Source organism: Pseudomonas sp. KBW05 (assembly GCF_003852405.1).
GTDB lineage: Bacteria > Pseudomonadota > Gammaproteobacteria > Pseudomonadales > Pseudomonadaceae > Aquipseudomonas.
In genome coordinates, this window is sequence record NZ_QAJM01000014.1 from 217,919 (window position 1) to 234,848 (window position 16,930).

Genomic DNA, 16,930 nt, shown 5'->3' on the forward strand with positions numbered 1-16,930 from the left:
TTTGCTATACAGCGCGCCCTTTCCCCCCCTAACAAGGTCTAAAGGCCGGCACGGGAACAGGTTCTAATCGCCCAAGGAGCATTGAGATGTCATTGAGGAATATGAGGATCGGCTTGCGTGCTGGTCTGAGTTTTGGGGTTTTGGCCAGCTTGTTGGTGATCGTTGGTCTGTTTGGCCTGGGACAGATGGCCAAGCTGCGCGAAAGTGCGCTGGTCATCGAGCAATCGTGGATGCCGAGCATCGAGAATATCCACGACAGCGCCGCCTACGTGGCCAGCATCCGCCTGGAGGCCTTGCGCCTGGCCACCACCGATGAATCGCGGATTCGTGACACCAGCAAAAGCCTGCTCGGCCGCCACCGCAGCGAACTGCAAACCCTGCTGCAGCATCACGAAAGCCTGCTCAGCGACGCCGAAGAAGGCGAGAAACTCAAGCAGCTCAAGGTCAACGTAGACGGCTACCTCAGCCTGGTCGGGCAGATCGTCGCGCTGGTGGACAAGGATCAGCAACAAGACGCCATCGACCTGCTCAACACGCGCCTGGCGCCCCAGGGTGTGATCCTCAGCAAAAGCCTGGAAGAGCTGATCACCTTCAACCAGAACGGCGTCGAAGCCGCGGTGGCGTCGGCGGCGCAGATGTATACGAACGCACAATGGGTGGTCGGCCTGATCATCGTGTTCGCGCTGCTTGCCACCTTGGTCCTGGCGTGGCTGCTGACCCGCAGCATTACCGCGCCCCTCGGCCAGGCGCTGACCGTCGCGCGCACCATCGCCGCCGGCGACTTGAGCCAGCCCATCGTGGTGCGCGGCAAGGATGAGCCGGCGCAATTGTTGACGGCCCTGGCCACCATGCAGGAACAGCTGCAAACCACCATTCGCGGCATCAGTGAATCGGCACAACAGTTGGCCTCGGCCGCCGAAGAAATGAGCTCGGTGATGGAACAGAGCACCCGTGGCCTGCAAGCGCAGAACGATGAAATCGAACAGGCCGCGACCGCCGTGACCCAGATGAGCGCGGCGGTGGATGAGGTGGCGGGCAATGCGGTGTCCAGCGCCGAGGCGTCCAAGGCCTCCGATGAAGACAGCAAGCACGGCCACTACCAGATCAGCGAAACCATCAGCTCGATCCAGAACCTGGTGGACGAAGTGCTCGGCGCCTCCAATAAAGCCGAAGGCCTGGCGGTGCAGGCGCAAGACATCAGCAAGGTGCTGGAAGTGATCCGCGGCATTGCCGGGCAAACCAACCTGCTGGCGCTGAACGCCGCCATCGAAGCCGCCCGCGCGGGCGAGGCTGGCCGTGGTTTCGCAGTGGTCGCCGACGAGGTGCGCTCGCTGGCCCAACGCACCCAGAACTCCACCGAAGAAATCGAGCAGATGATCACCGGCATCCAGCAAGGCACCCAGGACACGGTCGGCGCGCTGAACAGCAGCGCCGAACACGCCGGGCAAACCCTGCAACGGGCCAACAGCGCGGGCAGCGCCCTGGAGAAAATCACTGCGGCCATCTCGCAGATCAGCCAACGCAATCTGGTAATCGCCAGCGCCGCCGAGCAACAGGCCCTGGTGGCGCGCGAGGTAGACCGCAGCCTGGTGAACATTCGCGACCTGTCCACCCAGACCGCCGCCGGCGCCACCCAGACCTCGGCCGCCAGCCAGGAACTGTCGCGCCTGGCGGTGGACCTCAATGGGCTGGTGACGCGGTTTGTCCTGTAATCAGTCGAGGTGGCGTGCAACACTCGCCGCCTGATTGATGTAGGAGAACTCCGTGAGACCTGTCGACACCCTGTACCTGCTGGGGCTCGCCGCCATTTGGGGCGCCAGCTTCCTGTTCATGCGCATTATCGCGCCGGAGCTGGGGGCGGTGCCGACCGCGTTTTTCCGGGTGTCGATTGCCGCTGCCGGCTTGTTGGTGATCCTCGCGGTGATGCGTGTGAAGTGGGATTTCCAGGGCAAGTTCAAGACCGTCCTGATGCTGGGGGTAATCAACTCGGGCATCCCGGCGACGATGTACTCGGTGGCCGCCCAGGTGCTGCCGGCGGGTTACTCGGCGATCTTCAACGCCACCACGCCGCTGATGGGCGTGTTGATTGGCGGGCTGTTTTTCAGTGAACGCCTGACCCCGTCGAAACTCGCCGGGGTCAGCCTGGGCCTGCTGGGCGTGGGCGTGTTGACCCGTGCGGGGCCGGTGGCGTTTGACCTGGAGCTGTTGATGGGCGCGCTGGCCTGCCTGGTCGCCACCACCTGTTATGGCTTTGCCGGGTTCCTGGCGCGGCGCTGGCTGGATCAGCGCGGTGGCTTGGACAGTCGTCTGTCGGCCTTGGGCAGCATGCTCGGTGCGACGTTGTTTCTGTTGCCGCTGTTTGCCTACAGCGCCATCAGCCATCCGCCCGCGAGTTGGGGCGGCTGGCCGGTGTGGGGCTCGTTGCTCGGGTTGGGCCTGGTGTGTACGGCGCTGGCCTACGTGTTGTACTTCCGCTTGCTCACTGCCATCGGGCCGGTGCGGTCGATGACCACCACGTTCTTGATCCCACCGTTTGGCGTGCTGTGGGGTGCGCTGTTGCTGGGCGAGCCTTTATCGATGGCGCACTTGTACGGCGGGTTATTGATTGCCGGAGCGTTGTGGATGGTGTTGCGGCCAGGACGGCTGGCTAAAACCTTGTAGGACGATTACCGGAGTTTTCATGTGTCGCCTGTAGGACGGTCGCTATAATGCCGCCCAGATTTTTCCAAGGATTTCCCATGCTCGCACTGCCCTGGCTGTACCTGGCGCTTCTTTCCATTGGCTACGTATTGGCCCTGATCTATGGGCAATTGGGCCTGCTCGCCGGTATCTCGGTCGCCCTGTTGTTGCTGGCCGGGTATGCCGTGCGCCAGCAGCGCACCCCTTGGGCGCGCTACCTGGGCCACGGCTTGTTTATCGTGCTGGCCCTGGGCCTGGCGATGCACTGGCTACCGGGTTTCTACAATGGCCGCGGCATTGCCCCGCAGCGATTTACCGCCGACGCCGTGCCCTTCTCGATGTACCTCAACCAGGACAAGCCGCTGATCGGCTTCTGGCTGCTGCTGGCCTGCCCGTGGATCGTGGCGCGCCGTTCGTTGCGCCTGTCGATCTGCGTCACCGCGCTGGCCTTGACCCTGACCGCCGTTGCCGCGCTGGGCGGCGCCGCGTTGCTGGGCATGATCAGTTGGGCGCCGAAATGGCCGGAACAGGCGTGGCTGTGGGTATTGAACAATCTGCTGCTGGTCACCCTGGTGGAAGAAGCGCTGTTCCGTGGCTACGTCCAGGGGGGGCTGAGCCAACGTTTCAAACAGCTGCCCTACGGTGACAATCTCGCGTTGTTGCTGGCCTCGCTGCTCTTTGGCCTGGTGCACCTGGGCGCGGGTTGGCAGTGGGTGCTGTTGGCGAGCATTGCCGGGGTCGGTTATGGCCTGGCGTATCGCTTCGGCGGTCTGGGTGCGGCGGTTGCCACGCACTTCGGCCTGAATCTGCTTCACTTCGGCTTGTTTACGTACCCGATGCTGGCCGGTTGATTGTTGCAAAAATAAGTTAAATAAACCCCTGCCCGTGCCGATAACCCCTGAAAGCCTTGCGGATTGAACAATCATGCGTAATAACCAACCCGTTACCCAGCGCGAACGTACCTTCCCCGCTCAGCAACGGTTGATCTCCACCACAGATGCCAAGGGCGTGATCACTTACTGCAACGACGCGTTTGTCGAGATCAGTGGGTTCACCCGCGAAGAACTGCTGCGCGCACCACACAACCTGGTGCGTCACCCGGATGTTCCGGGCGCGGTGTTTGCGCATATGTGGACCACGCTCAAACAAGGCTTGCCATGGATGGGCATTGTCAAGAATCGCTGCAAGACCGGTGACCACTACTGGGTTAACGCCTATGTGACGCCGGTTTTCGAAGGCAACCAGGTGGTCGGCTACGAATCGGTGCGCATCAAGCCCACCGCCGAGCAGATCCGCCGCGCCGAAGCGCTCTATCAACGCATCAACCAGGGCAAGTCGGCGATCCCCCAGAAAGACAAGTGGCTGCCGGTGCTGCAAGACTGGCTGCCGTTTATCCTGGTCAGCCAGTTGAGCTTCATGATCGGCGCGTCACTCAACTCCCACTGGGGCTTTGCCCTGGCGGCGGGGTTGTCGGTGCCACTGGGCCTGCTGGGCCTGAGCTGGCAGCAGCGCGGCCTCAAGCGTTTGCTGCGCTTGGCCGAGCAGACCACCTCCGACCCGTTGATCGCGCAGATGTACACCGACAGCCGTGGCGCCCAGGCACGCCTGGAGATGTCGATCCTCAGCCAGGAAGCCCGTCTGAAGACGTGCCTGACGCGCTTGCAGGACACTGCCGAACACCTCAACGACCAAGCGGCGCAATCCAACACCCTGGCGCACAACAGCTCCAGCGGCCTGGAACGCCAGCGCGTGGAAACCGAACAAGTGGCCACCGCCGTCAACCAGATGGCCGCGACGACCCAGGAAGTCGCCAGCCATGTCCAGCGCACGGCCGATGCAACCCAGGAAGCCAACCGCCTGACCGGCCGCGGCCGCGATATCGCCGGGGAAACCCGCGAGGCGATTCAGCGCCTGTCGGTGGCCGTGGGCGAGACGGGCGTGACCGTCACCCAACTGGCCAAGGACAGCGATGAAATCGGCGGCGTGGTCGATGTGATCAAAGGCATCGCCGACCAGACCAACCTGCTAGCGCTCAACGCCGCCATCGAAGCGGCGCGTGCCGGTGAGATGGGCCGTGGTTTTGCCGTGGTGGCCGACGAAGTGCGCCAACTGGCCCAGCGTACCGCCGAGTCCACCGGGCAGATCCACGCCCTGATCGCCAAGCTGCAGCAGACCGCTGCCGCTGCCGTGCAAACCATGGACGCCGGGCATCGCCAGGCCGAAGAAGGTGTAGCGCGGGTGATGGAGGCGGATCAGGCGTTGGTGGGGATCAGTGAAGCGGTCGCACATATCACCGACATGACCACGCAGATCGCGGCAGCGACCGAAGAACAAAGCTCGGTGGCCGAAGAGATCAGCCGCAATATCAGCACGATTGCATTGTTGGCGGACCAGACGTCGGAGCAGGCGTTGAATTCGGCGCAGTTGAGTGAAGAGCTGACGCATACCGCGAATACCCAGTATTCGCTGGTGGAGCGCTTCAACCGGTAAACCACTGTGGCGAGGGAGCTTGCTCCCGCTGGAGTGCGAAGCGCTCCCAAGATTTTGGGGCCGCTGCGCAGCCCAGCGGGAGCAAGCTCCCTCGCCACAGGTTTTACTCAGTGCTCATAAGAAAGCTGGAAACCTTCACCGCCGCAGCCGCCAAATGCTGCTCATGACTAAACCCCGAAACCTTCAACGGTTTCAAATCATGATCCCCCGCCACCAGCCACATCACCTCGATGCTCGGTGCTAACACATACCCCTCCACCGCCGCCCGATTGCCCAAGGCATCGCGCTCGCCCTGCACGATCAAGGTCCGCGTCTTCAGCCCGGCCAGATGCTCCACCCGTGGTTTTTCCGGCTTGCCCACCGCATAGAACGGATACCCCAGGCACACCAGCCCATCAGCGCCCAACTCGTCAGCCAACAGACTGGCCATGCGCCCGCCCATGGACTTGCCGCCAATCGCCAGTTTCCCAGCGACATGACGTCGCACTTGCGCATACACCTCGCGCCATGCCTCCAGCAGTTTCGGCGCCGGGTTGGGTGGGCGTTTGCCGCCGTCCACACGACGTTGGGCCATGTAGGGAAACTCGAAGCGCAACACGTTGACGCCGTGCCCGGCAAGGCGTGCAGCCATGTCGTTCATGAAGGCCGAGTCCATCGGTGCGCCGGCGCCGTGGGCCAGGATCAGCGTCACAGGTTCATGCCCTGCAACGTTCGCCGCGACATCCCACAACCAGCCATGTTCCCGCACACACTGCGCCCATTGATCCCCGTCAATACTGGCCTTGTGCTCTTTGCCCATGCTTGCCTCGCTATTTAGTCTGCCTATAACTCCAGCCCAAGTGCCGCATTTGCTTGGGTTGAACCGTGGATGGGGAACCATGAACACTACTTTAAGTACCGCCTATAACTACAAGGTGGTCCGCCAATTCGCCATTATGACGGTGGTGTGGGGCATCGTCGGCATGGGGCTCGGGGTTTTTCTCGCCGCCCAATTGGTCTGGCCTGCTCTGAATTTCGATTTACCCTGGACCAGCTTCGGCCGCCTGCGCCCGTTGCACACCAACGCGGTGATCTTCGCGTTCGGTGGCTGCGCGCTGTTCGCCAGCTCCTTCTACTCGGTGCAACGCACCTGCCAAACCCAGCTGTTTGCGCCGAAAATCGCCGCGTTCTGCTTCTGGGGCTGGCAGTTGGTCATCCTGTTGGCCGCGATCACCTTGCCGCTGGGCTACACCAGCTCCAAGGAATACGCCGAGCTGGAATGGCCGATCGACATCCTCATCACCATTGTCTGGGTGGCCTACGCCATCGTGTTCTTCGGCACGGTGATGAAGCGCAATACCAAGCACATCTACGTCGGTAACTGGTTTTTCGGTGCGTTCATCATCACCGTGGCCATTTTGCATATCGTCAACAACCTGGAAATCCCGGTCAGCCTGACCAAGTCCTACTCCCTTTACGGTGGTGCGACGGATGCCATGGTGCAGTGGTGGTATGGGCATAACGCGGTAGGCTTTTTCCTCACCGCCGGCTTCCTCGGGATGATGTACTACTTCGTGCCGAAACAGGCCGAGCGTCCGGTGTATTCCTATCGCTTGTCCATCGTGCACTTCTGGGCACTGATCACCCTGTACATCTGGGCAGGTCCCCACCACTTGCATTACACCGCGCTGCCGGACTGGGCACAGTCCCTGGGCATGGTGATGTCGCTGGTGCTGCTGGCACCGAGCTGGGGCGGGATGATCAACGGCATGATGACCCTGTCGGGCGCCTGGCATAAGTTGCGCAGCGACCCGATCCTGCGCTTCCTCGTGGTCTCCCTGGCGTTCTACGGCATGTCGACGTTCGAAGGCCCGATGATGGCGATCAAGACCGTCAACGCCCTCTCCCACTACACCGACTGGACCATCGGCCACGTACACGCCGGCGCCCTCGGTTGGGTAGCGATGATCTCCATCGGCGCGCTGTACCACATGATCCCGAAAATCTTCGGTCGCGAGCAGATGTACAGCCTCGGCCTGATCAACGCGCATTTCTGGCTGGCCACCATCGGCACCGTGCTCTACATCGCCTCGATGTGGGTCAACGGCATCGCCCAGGGCCTGATGTGGCGTGCGGTCAACGAAGACGGCACCTTGACCTACTCCTTCGTCGAAACCCTGGTGGCCAGCCACCTTGGCTTCATCGTGCGATTGGTGGGCGGTGCAGTGTTCCTCAGCGGCATGTTCCTGATGGCTTACAACACTTGGCGCACCGTGCGCTCGGCACAACCTGTCGAAGCCGCCACCGCCACGCAGATGGCCTGAGGAGTCAGTGATGAAACACGAAACGATTGAAAAGAACGTCGGCCTGCTGATGCTGCTGATGGTGCTGGCCGTGAGTATCGGCGGCCTGACCCAGATCGTCCCGCTGTTCTTCCAGGACGTCACCAACAAGCCGGTGGAAGGCATGAAGCCCTACACCGCGCTGCAACTGGAAGGCCGTGACATCTACATCCGCGAAGGCTGTGTGCAGTGCCACTCGCAGATGATCCGCCCATTCCGCGCCGAGACCGAACGCTACGGCCACTACTCGGTAGCGGGCGAAAGCGTGTGGGATCACCCGTTCCTGTGGGGCTCCAAGCGCACCGGGCCGGACCTGGCGCGCGTCGGCGCACGCTACTCGGACGACTGGCACCGCGCGCACTTGTACAACCCGCGCAACGTCGTGCCCGAGTCGAAAATGCCGGCCTACCCGTGGCTGGTCACCGCCGCGGTCGACAGCAGCCACACCGAGACCAAGTTGAAAGTGATGCGCACCCTCGGCGTGCCATACACCGACGACGACATCAGTGGCGCCGTCGCCAGCCTCAAGGGCAAGACCGAGATGGACGCGCTGGTGTCGTACCTGCAAGTGCTCGGCACTGCCATCAAGAGCAAGAGGTGAGCCATGGGATTTGAATTCGATGCGGGCACCATCCGCGGCCTTGGCACGCTGGTCGTCGCCATCGCCTTTATCGGCCTGTCGCTGTGGGTGTTCAACAACCGGCGCAATGCGGAATTCGAGCAGGCGCGCCTGCTGCCCTTCGCCGATGAACCCTCTCCATCCGACGCTCAAGAAGAGCCTGCAATAAGGAGCACTCGGCCATGACCCTATTTTGGAGTACATGGATCTGCGTACTGACCCTGGGCAGCCTGATCGGCCTGACCTGGCTGTTGATCGGCACCCGCAAGGGCGAGACCAAGGGCAGTGTGGACCAGACCATGGGCCACGCCTTCGACGGGATCGAGGAGTACGACAACCCCCTGCCCCAGTGGTGGTTCATGCTGTTCGCCGGCACCCTGGTGTTTGCGGTCGGCTACCTGATCCTCTACCCGGGCCTGGGCAACTGGAAAGGCGTGTTGCCCGGCTACGAGGACGGCTGGACGCAGAACAAGGAATGGGACAAGGAAATGGCCAAGGCCGACGCCAAGTTCGGGCCGATCTTCGCCAAATTCGCAGCCATGCCCGTGGAAGAAGTGGCCAAAGACCCGCAAGCGTTGAAAATGGGCGGTCGCCTGTTTGCCTCCAACTGCGCGGTGTGCCACGGCTCGGACGCCAAGGGCGCATATGGCTTCCCGAACCTGGCGGACAACATCTGGCGCTGGGGCGGTTCGGCCGAAGCGATCAAGACCACGATCCTCAACGGTCGCCACGCGGCGATGCCGGCCTGGGGCGAAATCCTCGGTGAAGACGGCGTGAAAAACGTTGCCGCCTATGTGCGTCACGACCTGGCCAAGCTGCCATTGCCGGCGGACAACAGCGCCGACCTGGCCGCCGGCCAAGCCGCGTTCAGCACCACCTGCGTGGCGTGCCACGGCCCGCAAGGCACTGGCATGGAAGCCATGGGTGCACCTGACCTGACCAAACCGGCTGGCTACATCTACGGCACCAGCCTGGCGCAGTTGCAGCAGACGATCCGTCACGGCCGCCAAGGCCAGATGCCGGCGCAGGATGTGCTGCAAGGGAATGACAAGGTGCACTTGTTGGCGGCGTATGTTTACAGCTTGTCCCATGGGGAGCAGAAGACTGAGCAATAGTCAGTCCTTGTAAACCCGCGAGCCCCGCTCAGTGCAAACTGGCGGGGCTTTTTTGTGGGGACAATATTGCCACTCGCGCCACCAAAGTAGTAACGTGCCTACATTCACCCTGACCCGGGGAGCTATCCCATGACTATCACCACTATTTCCAGCCGCGAATTCAATCAAGACACAAGCGGTGCCAAAAAAGCCACGCGCCAAGGCCCGGTTTTCATCACTGACCGCGGCAAACCTGCTCATGTGCTGCTAAGCATTGAGGACTACCAGAAGTTGACCGGCCTGAACGCCGACATCGTTGACCTGTTGGTCATGCCGGACGCTGCCGATATCGACTTCGAGACCGAACGCGCCGTGATCACTCATCGCCCCGTGGACCTTTCTTGATGTATCTACTCGACACCAACGTTATTTCCGAACTACGTAAACCCCAGGCAGACGCGAACGTCGTCGCCTGGGCCAAAAGCGTCATCGCACCGCGCATGTTCATCTCAGTGATTACGCTGAAGGAGTTGGAAACCGGGGTACTGCGTATGGAGCGGCGCGACCCGGCCCAAGGCAAGGTCCTGCGCACCTGGCTCAAGCGCCATGTGATGCCGGCGTTCGATGCCCGAATCCTGCCAGTGGACGCCGCCGTCGCCCTGCGTTGCGCCCACTTGCATGTTCCCGACCAGGCGAACGAGAGCGACGCCCTGATCGCGGCGACTGCGCTGGTGCACGGACTCACCGTTGTCACACGCAATGTCAGTGACTTCAAATCCAGTGGCGTGACGGTGATCAATCCCTGGGACGAATAACCGGGCTTTCACCCGCCGAGACTTCGCGACCTTTTGTCACACCCCCTCCAAAGCACAACTTTCCCCTCCCGCCATTCGGGTCTACGCTTCCTCCACAGCGGGCCGGTTCTGGTGTACGCGACGACTCCCGTTGCGACCCGAAAAAATTCCTGTCCACTTGATCAGCTTTCCAACTCCGACTTTATCCTTACGTAAAACAGGGAAAGGGCGCAGAATCTGGCGTGGAACGCCTTGACACAGGTCAGCGTTGCGTTGCATTGGCCTCTCGCTTTCTACATACTTGCGGCCGATTTTTACCTATAAAAAAACCTAAACCGTGGAACCTTAGAATGAGCACAGCAATCAGTCCGACTGCTTATAACTATAAGGTAGTCCGCCAGTTCGCCATCATGACGGTGGTCTGGGGGATCCTTGGCATGGGGCTCGGGGTGTTCATCGCCTCGCAACTGGTCTGGCCGGAATTGAATTTCGGCTTGCCCTGGACGACCTTCGGTCGCCTGCGCCCGCTGCACACCAACCTGGTGATTTTCGCCTTCGGTGGATGTGCTTTGTTTGCCACCTCCTACTATGTCGTGCAGCGAACCTGCCAGACGCGACTGATCTCCGATGGCCTCGCCGCCTTCACCTTCTGGGGCTGGCAAGCCGTGATCCTCGGCGCCATCGTCACCCTGCCCCTGGGCTACACCACCACCAAGGAATACGCCGAGCTGGAATGGCCCATCGCCATTTTGCTCGCCATTGTGTGGGTGACCTATGCCGTGGTGTTCTTCGGCACCATCGTCAAGCGCAAGACCAAGCACATCTATGTGGGCAACTGGTTCTACGGCGCCTTTATCCTGGTAACGGCGATGCTGCACATCGTCAACCACGCCTCCCTGCCGGTCAGCCTGTTCAAGTCCTATTCGGCCTACGCCGGGGCGACGGACGCGATGATCCAGTGGTGGTACGGGCATAACGCGGTAGGTTTCTTCCTGACCACGGGTTTCCTGGGGATGATGTACTACTTCGTGCCGAAACAGGCCGAACGTCCTATTTACTCGTATCGCCTGTCCATCGTGCACTTCTGGGCGCTGATCACCCTGTACATCTGGGCAGGTCCCCACCACTTGCACTACACCGCGCTGCCGGATTGGGCGCAGTCGCTGGGCATGGCGATGTCGATCATCCTGCTGGCCCCGAGCTGGGGCGGCATGATCAACGGCATGATGACCCTGTCGGGCGCCTGGCATAAATTGCGCACCGACCCGATCCTGCGGTTCCTGGTGGTGTCGCTGGCGTTCTACGGCATGTCGACGTTCGAAGGGCCGATGATGGCGATCAAGACCGTCAACTCGCTGTCCCACTACACCGACTGGACCATCGGCCACGTACACGCCGGCGCCCTCGGTTGGGTAGCGATGATCTCCATCGGCGCGCTGTACCATATGATCCCGAAACTGTTCGGGCGCCCGCAAATGCACAGCGTCGCGCTGATCAATGCGCACTTCTGGCTGGCCACCATCGGCACCGTGCTCTACATCGCCTCGATGTGGGTCAACGGCATCACCCAGGGCCTGATGTGGCGTGCGATCAACGATGACGGCACCCTCACCTACTCCTTCGTCGAAGCGCTGCAAGCCAGCCATCCGGGTTTCATCGTCCGCGCCCTGGGCGGTGCATTCTTTGCCTCCGGCATGTTCCTGATGGCCTACAACGTCTGGCGCACCGTGCGTGCCGCCGACCCTGTAGAAGCTGAAGCCGCCGCCAAGATCGCCGTAGTGGGAGCGCACTGATGAAGCATGAAGTAGTCGAGAAGAATATCGGCCTGCTGGCCTTCTTCATGGTCATCGCCGTGAGTATCGGCGGCCTGACCCAGATCGTTCCGCTGTTCTTCCAGGACGTGACCAACAAGCCGGTCGAAGGCATGAAGCCGCGCACCGCCCTTGAACTGGAAGGCCGTGACGTCTACATCGCCAACGGTTGTGTCGGCTGCCACTCGCAGATGATCCGCCCGTTCCGCGCCGAAACCGAACGCTACGGCCACTACTCGGTCGCCGGCGAAAGCGTGTGGGACCACCCGTTCCTGTGGGGCTCCAAGCGCACCGGCCCGGACCTGGCCCGTGTCGGCGGACGTTACTCTGATGACTGGCAGCGCGCGCACTTGTACAACCCGCGCAACGTGGTGCCTGAGTCGAAAATGCCGGCGTACCCGTTCCTCGTGGAAAACAAGCTCGACGGCAAGGACACCGCGAAGAAAATGGAAGTCTTGCGCACCCTGGGCGTGCCCTACACCGATGAAGACATCGCCGGTGCAGCCGCAGCCGTGAAGGGCAAGACCGAAATGGACGCATTGGTGGCCTACCTGCAAGGCCTTGGCACCATCATCAAAAGCAAACGGTGACCTACATGGATATCGGGATGATTCGAGGCCTGGGCACCGTTGTGGTGATGGTGGCCTTTATCGGCCTGGCGCTGTGGGTGTTCAGCCCCCGCCGCAAGTCGGAGTTTGACGACGCAACCATGCTGCCCTTTGCGGATGATCCCGAAGCCATCAAGCACGTCGAGCAAGCTTCTAGGAGTAACAAAGAATGACTACGTTCTGGAGTCTGTACGTCACAGTCCTCAGTCTGGGAACCATCTTCGCCCTGACCTGGCTGTTGCTGTCGACCCGCAGGGGGCAGCGCAGCGAACAAACCGACGAAACCGTCGGCCACTCGTTCGACGGCATCGAGGAGTACGACAACCCGCTGCCAAAGTGGTGGTTCATGCTGTTCGTCGGCACCATCGTCTTCGCCCTCGGCTACCTGGCGCTGTACCCGGGCCTGGGCAACTGGAAAGGCGTGCTGCCGGGCTACAACTACCTCGACAACGACAAGCAAACCCCCTTCGCCAACGGCCAGACCGGCTGGACCGGCGTGCACGAATGGGAAAAGGAAATGGCCAAGTCGGAGGCCAAGTTCGGGCCGATCTTCGCCAAGTTCGCGTCGATGCCGATTGAAGAAGTGGCCAAGGACCCGCAAGCCTTGAAGATGGGTGGCCGTTTGTTCGCCTCCAACTGCTCGGTGTGCCACGGTTCCGACGCCAAGGGCGCCTACGGCTTTCCCAACCTGACCGACGCCGATTGGCGCTGGGGCGGCGAGCCGGCAACCATCAAGGAAACCATCCTGAAAGGCCGCCACGCAATCATGCCGGCCTGGGCTGAAGTCATCGGCGAACAAGGCGTGGCCGACGTGGCCGGCTTCGTGCTGACCAACCTCGACGGCCGTAAGCTGCCGGAAGGCGCCAAGGCCGACGTGGCCAACGGCGAGAAACTCTTCGCCACCAACTGCGTGGCCTGCCACGGCCCGGCCGGCAAAGGCACCCCAGCGATGGGCGCGCCCGACCTGACCCACCCGGGTGCGTTCATCTACGGTTCAAGCTTCGCTCAACTGCAACAGACCATCCGTTACGGCCGCCAGGGCCAGATGCCTGCGCAGGAGCAAATGCAGGGCAACGACAAGGTGCACTTGTTGGCGGCGTATGTTTACAGCTTGTCCCATGGGGATAAGAAAGCCGAAGAGCAGTAACCCTCGTAAAATATCAAGCCCCATGCGGTGACACCGCATGGGGCTTGAGGGTTACCGGCGTTCGTATCGCACTCGCTGAAACTACACATCTCCTGATGTATTAGCAGGGAAATGCTTCAGGTCACGCTACAAACGTAGGTGAGTTCAAGACTCCAACTTCACAGCCGATTGCCTAAAGGGAAACTCACCGCCCGGCCAAGGCATTTGAGCGCGCCGCTCTGGTTTGGCTTGCCTTTGCTGTGCAATGGAGTCCTGAATACTTTGCTCACTTATTTTATTGTCCAGCCACTTATTACCATCACTATCGAGCTTATCGAATAGCGTCTCACGACTCAGTAGCTCTTGTGCAAACTCTTTCACTTCGCTCGGCAGGTTTGTATCTTTAGACATTGTTTCGAGATGACGCTGTGTAACGAAACCAGCGTTTTTAGGGTCTTCAAATACTTTAAAGTCACCGGCCAGCTGCCTGGACATCCGCAAGTCACTCCAAGCAGAGTATTGCGTGTGAACAGGGCTGGAGTTTGGGGGCGGCGGCAGGCGCTCCAACACTGGAGACTCAACAGGAAGGAAAGTATGCAAAGAATTATTGACAGTCATAGGAACTCCTCAGATTAGTAACCGCCTGACATCGGCGGCTATTAATATGTGAAAAACAAACGTAACGAGTTCCATTAAATCGATATTACAAAGCCCCATAAATCAGCACAATTTATTGCTAACTTTTGGAAATCATTACATAAAGAAAACATCGCCCCCCCCCTAACAGCATTTGCCAACGACCAATAATGGATACCGCACACATAGCGGTATATATCTAAAGCATGCAATCCGAAAAACCTCTACCGCCTGGCGCTTCGGAATATTCAAATGCGTCATGAATTTAGGGCGACTCAACAGCTCACGCGCAAACATCTTCGCTTCCTCAGTGGAACTCGGCGAAACCGTGATACGTTCAAACCAATCGAGTGACAGCCACTCATTGAAACTTCTTAAATTAAAAAATTACACAGCGTGAAACCTGCCTGAGGCACAGACACTTGCAACGCTCCCAGCGACAAAAAACCATATAGATACAAACGTCTCCTAAAGTTGCCGCTGCGTTCCCCCTACGACAATTTATTTCATTCAATACGCCTACACAGACCCATCCAAGAGACGAATGACCCGTCTGCCGGCAAAAACCGGCCATACTCATCAAGTCAATTGATCCAGGTCACTACACCATCAATTGATTTCCCCCAACGCGACCAAAGGTCGCACCCTTTGCGCGCCACCGGGGGCGTATCATTAGGCCACTGCAACACCCCCATTTGACCCCGGCTGGCACGTACTGGCCGAGGCAAATCTCCACCGCCGTGGGATGCAATGATGAGCGACCAGATACCGGTACATAACGTTACCCCCCCTGCCAAAACCGTTGACCTCTACGCCTCGCGAGAGAAAATCTACACCCGCGCCTTCACCGGCCTGTTCCGCAACCTGCGCATGCTCGGCGGCGCCGGCCTGTTCCTGCTCTACTTCGGCACGGTGTGGCTGAACTGGGGTGGTCACCAGGCTGTGTGGTGGAATCTGCCGGAACGTAAATTCTTTATTTTTGGCGCGACCTTCTGGCCCCAGGATTTCATCCTGCTCTCGGGCATCCTGATCGTTGCGGCCTTTGGCCTGTTCTTTATCACGGTGTACGCCGGCCGCGTGTGGTGCGGCTACACCTGCCCGCAAAGCGTGTGGACGTGGATCTTCATGTGGTGCGAAAAGGTCACCGAAGGCGATCGCAACCAGCGCATCAAGCTCGATAAAGCGCCGATGGGTGCGAACAAGTTCCTGCGTAAATTCAGCAAGCACACCTTGTGGCTGCTGATCGGTTTTGTCACCGGCATGACCTTTGTCGGCTATTTCTCGCCGATCCGCGAACTGGTGTTCGACTTCTTCACCGGCCAGGCCGATGGCTGGTCGTATTTCTGGGTCGGTTTCTTCACCCTCGCCACCTACGGCAACGCCGGCTGGCTGCGCGAGCAGGTGTGTATCTACATGTGCCCGTACGCACGTTTCCAGAGCGTGATGTTCGACAAGGACACCCTGATCGTGTCCTACGACCCACGCCGTGGCGAACTACGCGGCCCGCGTAAAAAAGGCAGCGACTACAAGGCCGAGGGCCTGGGCGACTGCATCGACTGCACGATGTGCGTGCAGGTGTGCCCCACCGGGATCGACATCCGCGACGGCCTGCAAATCGAGTGCATCGGCTGCGCGGCGTGTATCGACGCCTGCGACAACATCATGGACAAGATGGACTACCCACGCGGCCTGATCAGCTACACCACCGAGCACAACCTGTCGGGGCAGAAAACCCACAAGCTGCGCCCGCGCCTGATTGGTTATGCATTGGTGTTATTGGCGATGATCAGCCTGTTGGTGGCCGCGTTCTTCATGCGCTCGCTGGTGGGTTTCGACGTGAGCAAGGACCGCGTGCTGTACCGCGAAAACGCCGAAGGCCGCATCGAAAACGTCTACAGCCTGAAGATCATGAACAAGGACCAACGCGACCACACCTATGTGCTCGACGCCGCCGGCCTGCCCGACCTCAAGCTGCAAGGCCGCCGCGAAATCAAGGTCGCCGCGGGTGATATCGTCAGCATGCCGGTGGAGTTGTCCAGTGCGCCGGAGCAATTGCCGTCAAGCACCAACGAGGTCAAATTCATCCTCACCGACGCCGATGACCCCGACGTTCGTATTGAAGCCAAGAGCCGATTCATCGGCCCTCAAGTCCGTTAAGTTAAATAGAGAGCAGAACAATGCCCGTAGCGACTGCCGCAAGCCCCTGGTACAAGCACCTCTGGCCCTGGATCATCATTGCCATCCTGGCCTGCTCGGTGACCTTGACCTTGTCCATGGTGACCATCGCGGTGAACAACCCGGACAACCTGGTCAACGACAACTACTACGAGGCCGGCAAAGGCATCAACCGCTCGCTGGACCGCGAGCTGCTGGCCCAGACCCTGCAACTGCGTGCCAAGGTGCACCTGGACGAGCTGACCGGTGAAGTCGAGCTGCACCTGACCGGCAACAGCAACCCGACCACCCTGGAACTCAACCTGATTTCCCCGACGCAGCCCGAGAAGGATCGCAAGATCAACCTGGCCCGCAGCGACAGCGAACCCGGCCGCTACATCGGCCAGGTCACCGACAAGGTCGAAGGCCGCCGCTTCGTCGAACTGCTTGGCGTGGAAGGCGACCGCACCTGGCGCATGTTCGAAGAGGAACAGGTCAGCCACGACAAGGACTTGCTGCTGGGGGATGAACCGCTGCAAGGTGCCGAAGACCTGAAGAAGTAAAAAGCCTGCGCTTCGCGCTTCGCGAGCAAGCCCGC

At 60.5% G+C, this 16,930-nt stretch carries 18 protein-coding genes; 16 read left to right on the forward strand and 2 right to left on the reverse strand.

Translation table 11 applies throughout. The features are described 5' to 3' along the window. Positions 1–86: 86 nt before the first annotated feature. From DBR46_RS13565 to DBR46_RS13580, 4 genes are all read left to right on the forward strand, one after another. Complete coding sequence (locus DBR46_RS13565) at positions 87–1,712, forward strand: methyl-accepting chemotaxis protein (protein WP_124526600.1); 1,626 nt, start codon at positions 87–89, stop codon at positions 1,710–1,712. A 52-nt stretch (positions 1,713–1,764) separates the two neighbouring features. Continuing rightward, the gene (locus DBR46_RS13570) at positions 1,765–2,661 is read left to right on the forward strand and encodes a DMT family transporter (protein ID WP_124526601.1); all 897 of its coding nucleotides are present in this window, start codon (positions 1,765–1,767) and stop codon (positions 2,659–2,661) included. Between the two features lie 77 nt (positions 2,662–2,738). Continuing rightward, positions 2,739–3,530, forward strand: coding sequence for a CPBP family intramembrane glutamic endopeptidase (locus DBR46_RS13575; RefSeq protein WP_124526602.1), 792 nt, complete (start codon positions 2,739–2,741; stop codon positions 3,528–3,530). Positions 3,531–3,603: 73 nt separating this feature from the next. Continuing rightward, positions 3,604–5,169, forward strand: coding sequence for a PAS domain-containing methyl-accepting chemotaxis protein (locus DBR46_RS13580; RefSeq protein ID WP_124526603.1), 1,566 nt, complete (start codon positions 3,604–3,606; stop codon positions 5,167–5,169). Between the two features lie 103 nt (positions 5,170–5,272). On the opposite strand, the gene DBR46_RS13585 is transcribed toward DBR46_RS13580, so the two are convergent. Continuing rightward, on the reverse strand, positions 5,273–5,968 hold the full coding sequence (locus DBR46_RS13585; RefSeq protein WP_124526604.1) for an alpha/beta family hydrolase: 696 nt from the start codon (positions 5,966–5,968) through the stop codon (positions 5,273–5,275). A gap of 79 nt (positions 5,969–6,047) precedes the next feature. On the opposite strand from DBR46_RS13585, the gene ccoN (DBR46_RS13590) reads away from it, so the two are divergent. The 10 genes from ccoN (DBR46_RS13590) to ccoP (DBR46_RS13635) all read left to right on the forward strand — a co-directional run bounded on the left by ccoN (DBR46_RS13590) (position 6,048) and on the right by ccoP (DBR46_RS13635) (position 13,563). Continuing rightward, entirely contained in the window at positions 6,048–7,472 is a 1,425-nt protein-coding gene (gene ccoN, locus DBR46_RS13590; RefSeq protein WP_124526605.1) for a cytochrome-c oxidase, cbb3-type subunit I, read from the forward strand. Between the two features lie 10 nt (positions 7,473–7,482). Continuing rightward, positions 7,483–8,091, forward strand: coding sequence for a cytochrome-c oxidase, cbb3-type subunit II (gene ccoO, locus DBR46_RS13595; protein ID WP_017735321.1), 609 nt, complete (start codon positions 7,483–7,485; stop codon positions 8,089–8,091). Positions 8,092–8,094: 3 nt separating this feature from the next. Then, positions 8,095–8,295, forward strand: coding sequence for a cbb3-type cytochrome c oxidase subunit 3 (locus DBR46_RS13600; RefSeq protein ID WP_010208563.1), 201 nt, complete (start codon positions 8,095–8,097; stop codon positions 8,293–8,295). After that, complete coding sequence (ccoP, locus tag DBR46_RS13605) at positions 8,292–9,224, forward strand: cytochrome-c oxidase, cbb3-type subunit III (protein ID WP_124526606.1); 933 nt, start codon at positions 8,292–8,294, stop codon at positions 9,222–9,224. The genes DBR46_RS13600 and ccoP (DBR46_RS13605) overlap by 4 nt, the downstream gene beginning before the upstream one ends. A 129-nt stretch (positions 9,225–9,353) precedes the next feature. Then, positions 9,354–9,608, forward strand: a complete 255-nt coding sequence (locus tag DBR46_RS13610; protein ID WP_124526607.1) for a type II toxin-antitoxin system Phd/YefM family antitoxin — start codon at positions 9,354–9,356, stop codon at positions 9,606–9,608. Next, a complete protein-coding gene (locus DBR46_RS13615) occupies positions 9,608–10,018 on the forward strand; it encodes a type II toxin-antitoxin system VapC family toxin (RefSeq protein ID WP_124526608.1) in 411 nt (136 codons plus the stop codon). Before DBR46_RS13610 ends, DBR46_RS13615 begins: the two co-directional genes overlap by 1 nt. A gap of 329 nt (positions 10,019–10,347) precedes the next feature. Beyond that, a complete protein-coding gene (gene ccoN, locus DBR46_RS13620; protein ID WP_124526609.1) occupies positions 10,348–11,790 on the forward strand; it encodes a cytochrome-c oxidase, cbb3-type subunit I in 1,443 nt (480 codons plus the stop codon). Further along, on the forward strand, positions 11,790–12,398 hold the full coding sequence (gene ccoO, locus DBR46_RS13625) for a cytochrome-c oxidase, cbb3-type subunit II (RefSeq protein WP_003193167.1): 609 nt from the start codon (positions 11,790–11,792) through the stop codon (positions 12,396–12,398). Before ccoN (DBR46_RS13620) ends, ccoO (DBR46_RS13625) begins: the two co-directional genes overlap by 1 nt. A 5-nt stretch (positions 12,399–12,403) precedes the next feature. Continuing rightward, a complete protein-coding gene (locus DBR46_RS13630; protein ID WP_003193169.1) occupies positions 12,404–12,589 on the forward strand; it encodes a CcoQ/FixQ family Cbb3-type cytochrome c oxidase assembly chaperone in 186 nt (61 codons plus the stop codon). Next, a complete protein-coding gene (gene ccoP, locus DBR46_RS13635) occupies positions 12,586–13,563 on the forward strand; it encodes a cytochrome-c oxidase, cbb3-type subunit III (protein WP_124526610.1) in 978 nt (325 codons plus the stop codon). The genes DBR46_RS13630 and ccoP (DBR46_RS13635) overlap by 4 nt, the downstream gene beginning before the upstream one ends. Positions 13,564–13,707: 144 nt before the next feature. Here the strand turns inward: ccoP (DBR46_RS13635) and DBR46_RS13640 are convergent, their stop codons facing one another. After that, complete coding sequence (locus DBR46_RS13640) at positions 13,708–14,160, reverse strand: hypothetical protein (RefSeq protein WP_124526611.1); 453 nt, start codon at positions 14,158–14,160, stop codon at positions 13,708–13,710. 771 nt (positions 14,161–14,931) lie between these two features. On the opposite strand from DBR46_RS13640, the gene ccoG reads away from it, so the two are divergent. Further along, positions 14,932–16,335, forward strand: a complete 1,404-nt coding sequence (gene ccoG, locus DBR46_RS13645; RefSeq protein WP_124526612.1) for a cytochrome c oxidase accessory protein CcoG — start codon at positions 14,932–14,934, stop codon at positions 16,333–16,335. A 20-nt stretch (positions 16,336–16,355) separates the two neighbouring features. After that, complete coding sequence (locus DBR46_RS13650) at positions 16,356–16,895, forward strand: FixH family protein (RefSeq protein WP_124526613.1); 540 nt, start codon at positions 16,356–16,358, stop codon at positions 16,893–16,895. Positions 16,896–16,930 lie beyond the last annotated feature (35 nt).

Coding starts and splice junctions, on each gene's coding strand:
- DBR46_RS13565 (WP_124526600.1), top strand. CDS start 87: ATGTCATTGAGGAATATGAGGATCGGCTTGCGTGCTGGTCTGAGTTTT.
- DBR46_RS13650 (WP_124526613.1), top strand. CDS start 16,356: ATGCCCGTAGCGACTGCCGCAAGCCCCTGGTACAAGCACCTCTGGCCC.
- ccoO (WP_017735321.1), top strand. CDS start 7,483: ATGAAACACGAAACGATTGAAAAGAACGTCGGCCTGCTGATGCTGCTG.
- DBR46_RS13640 (WP_124526611.1), bottom strand. CDS start 14,160: ATGACTGTCAATAATTCTTTGCATACTTTCCTTCCTGTTGAGTCTCCA.
- ccoP (WP_124526610.1), top strand. CDS start 12,586: ATGACTACGTTCTGGAGTCTGTACGTCACAGTCCTCAGTCTGGGAACC.
- DBR46_RS13580 (WP_124526603.1), top strand. CDS start 3,604: ATGCGTAATAACCAACCCGTTACCCAGCGCGAACGTACCTTCCCCGCT.
- ccoP (WP_124526606.1), top strand. CDS start 8,292: ATGACCCTATTTTGGAGTACATGGATCTGCGTACTGACCCTGGGCAGC.
- DBR46_RS13585 (WP_124526604.1), bottom strand. CDS start 5,968: ATGGGCAAAGAGCACAAGGCCAGTATTGACGGGGATCAATGGGCGCAG.
- DBR46_RS13615 (WP_124526608.1), top strand. CDS start 9,608: ATGTATCTACTCGACACCAACGTTATTTCCGAACTACGTAAACCCCAG.
- DBR46_RS13610 (WP_124526607.1), top strand. CDS start 9,354: ATGACTATCACCACTATTTCCAGCCGCGAATTCAATCAAGACACAAGC.
- DBR46_RS13630 (WP_003193169.1), top strand. CDS start 12,404: ATGGATATCGGGATGATTCGAGGCCTGGGCACCGTTGTGGTGATGGTG.
- DBR46_RS13575 (WP_124526602.1), top strand. CDS start 2,739: ATGCTCGCACTGCCCTGGCTGTACCTGGCGCTTCTTTCCATTGGCTAC.
- DBR46_RS13600 (WP_010208563.1), top strand. CDS start 8,095: ATGGGATTTGAATTCGATGCGGGCACCATCCGCGGCCTTGGCACGCTG.
- ccoN (WP_124526609.1), top strand. CDS start 10,348: ATGAGCACAGCAATCAGTCCGACTGCTTATAACTATAAGGTAGTCCGC.
- ccoN (WP_124526605.1), top strand. CDS start 6,048: ATGAACACTACTTTAAGTACCGCCTATAACTACAAGGTGGTCCGCCAA.
- ccoO (WP_003193167.1), top strand. CDS start 11,790: ATGAAGCATGAAGTAGTCGAGAAGAATATCGGCCTGCTGGCCTTCTTC.
- ccoG (WP_124526612.1), top strand. CDS start 14,932: ATGAGCGACCAGATACCGGTACATAACGTTACCCCCCCTGCCAAAACC.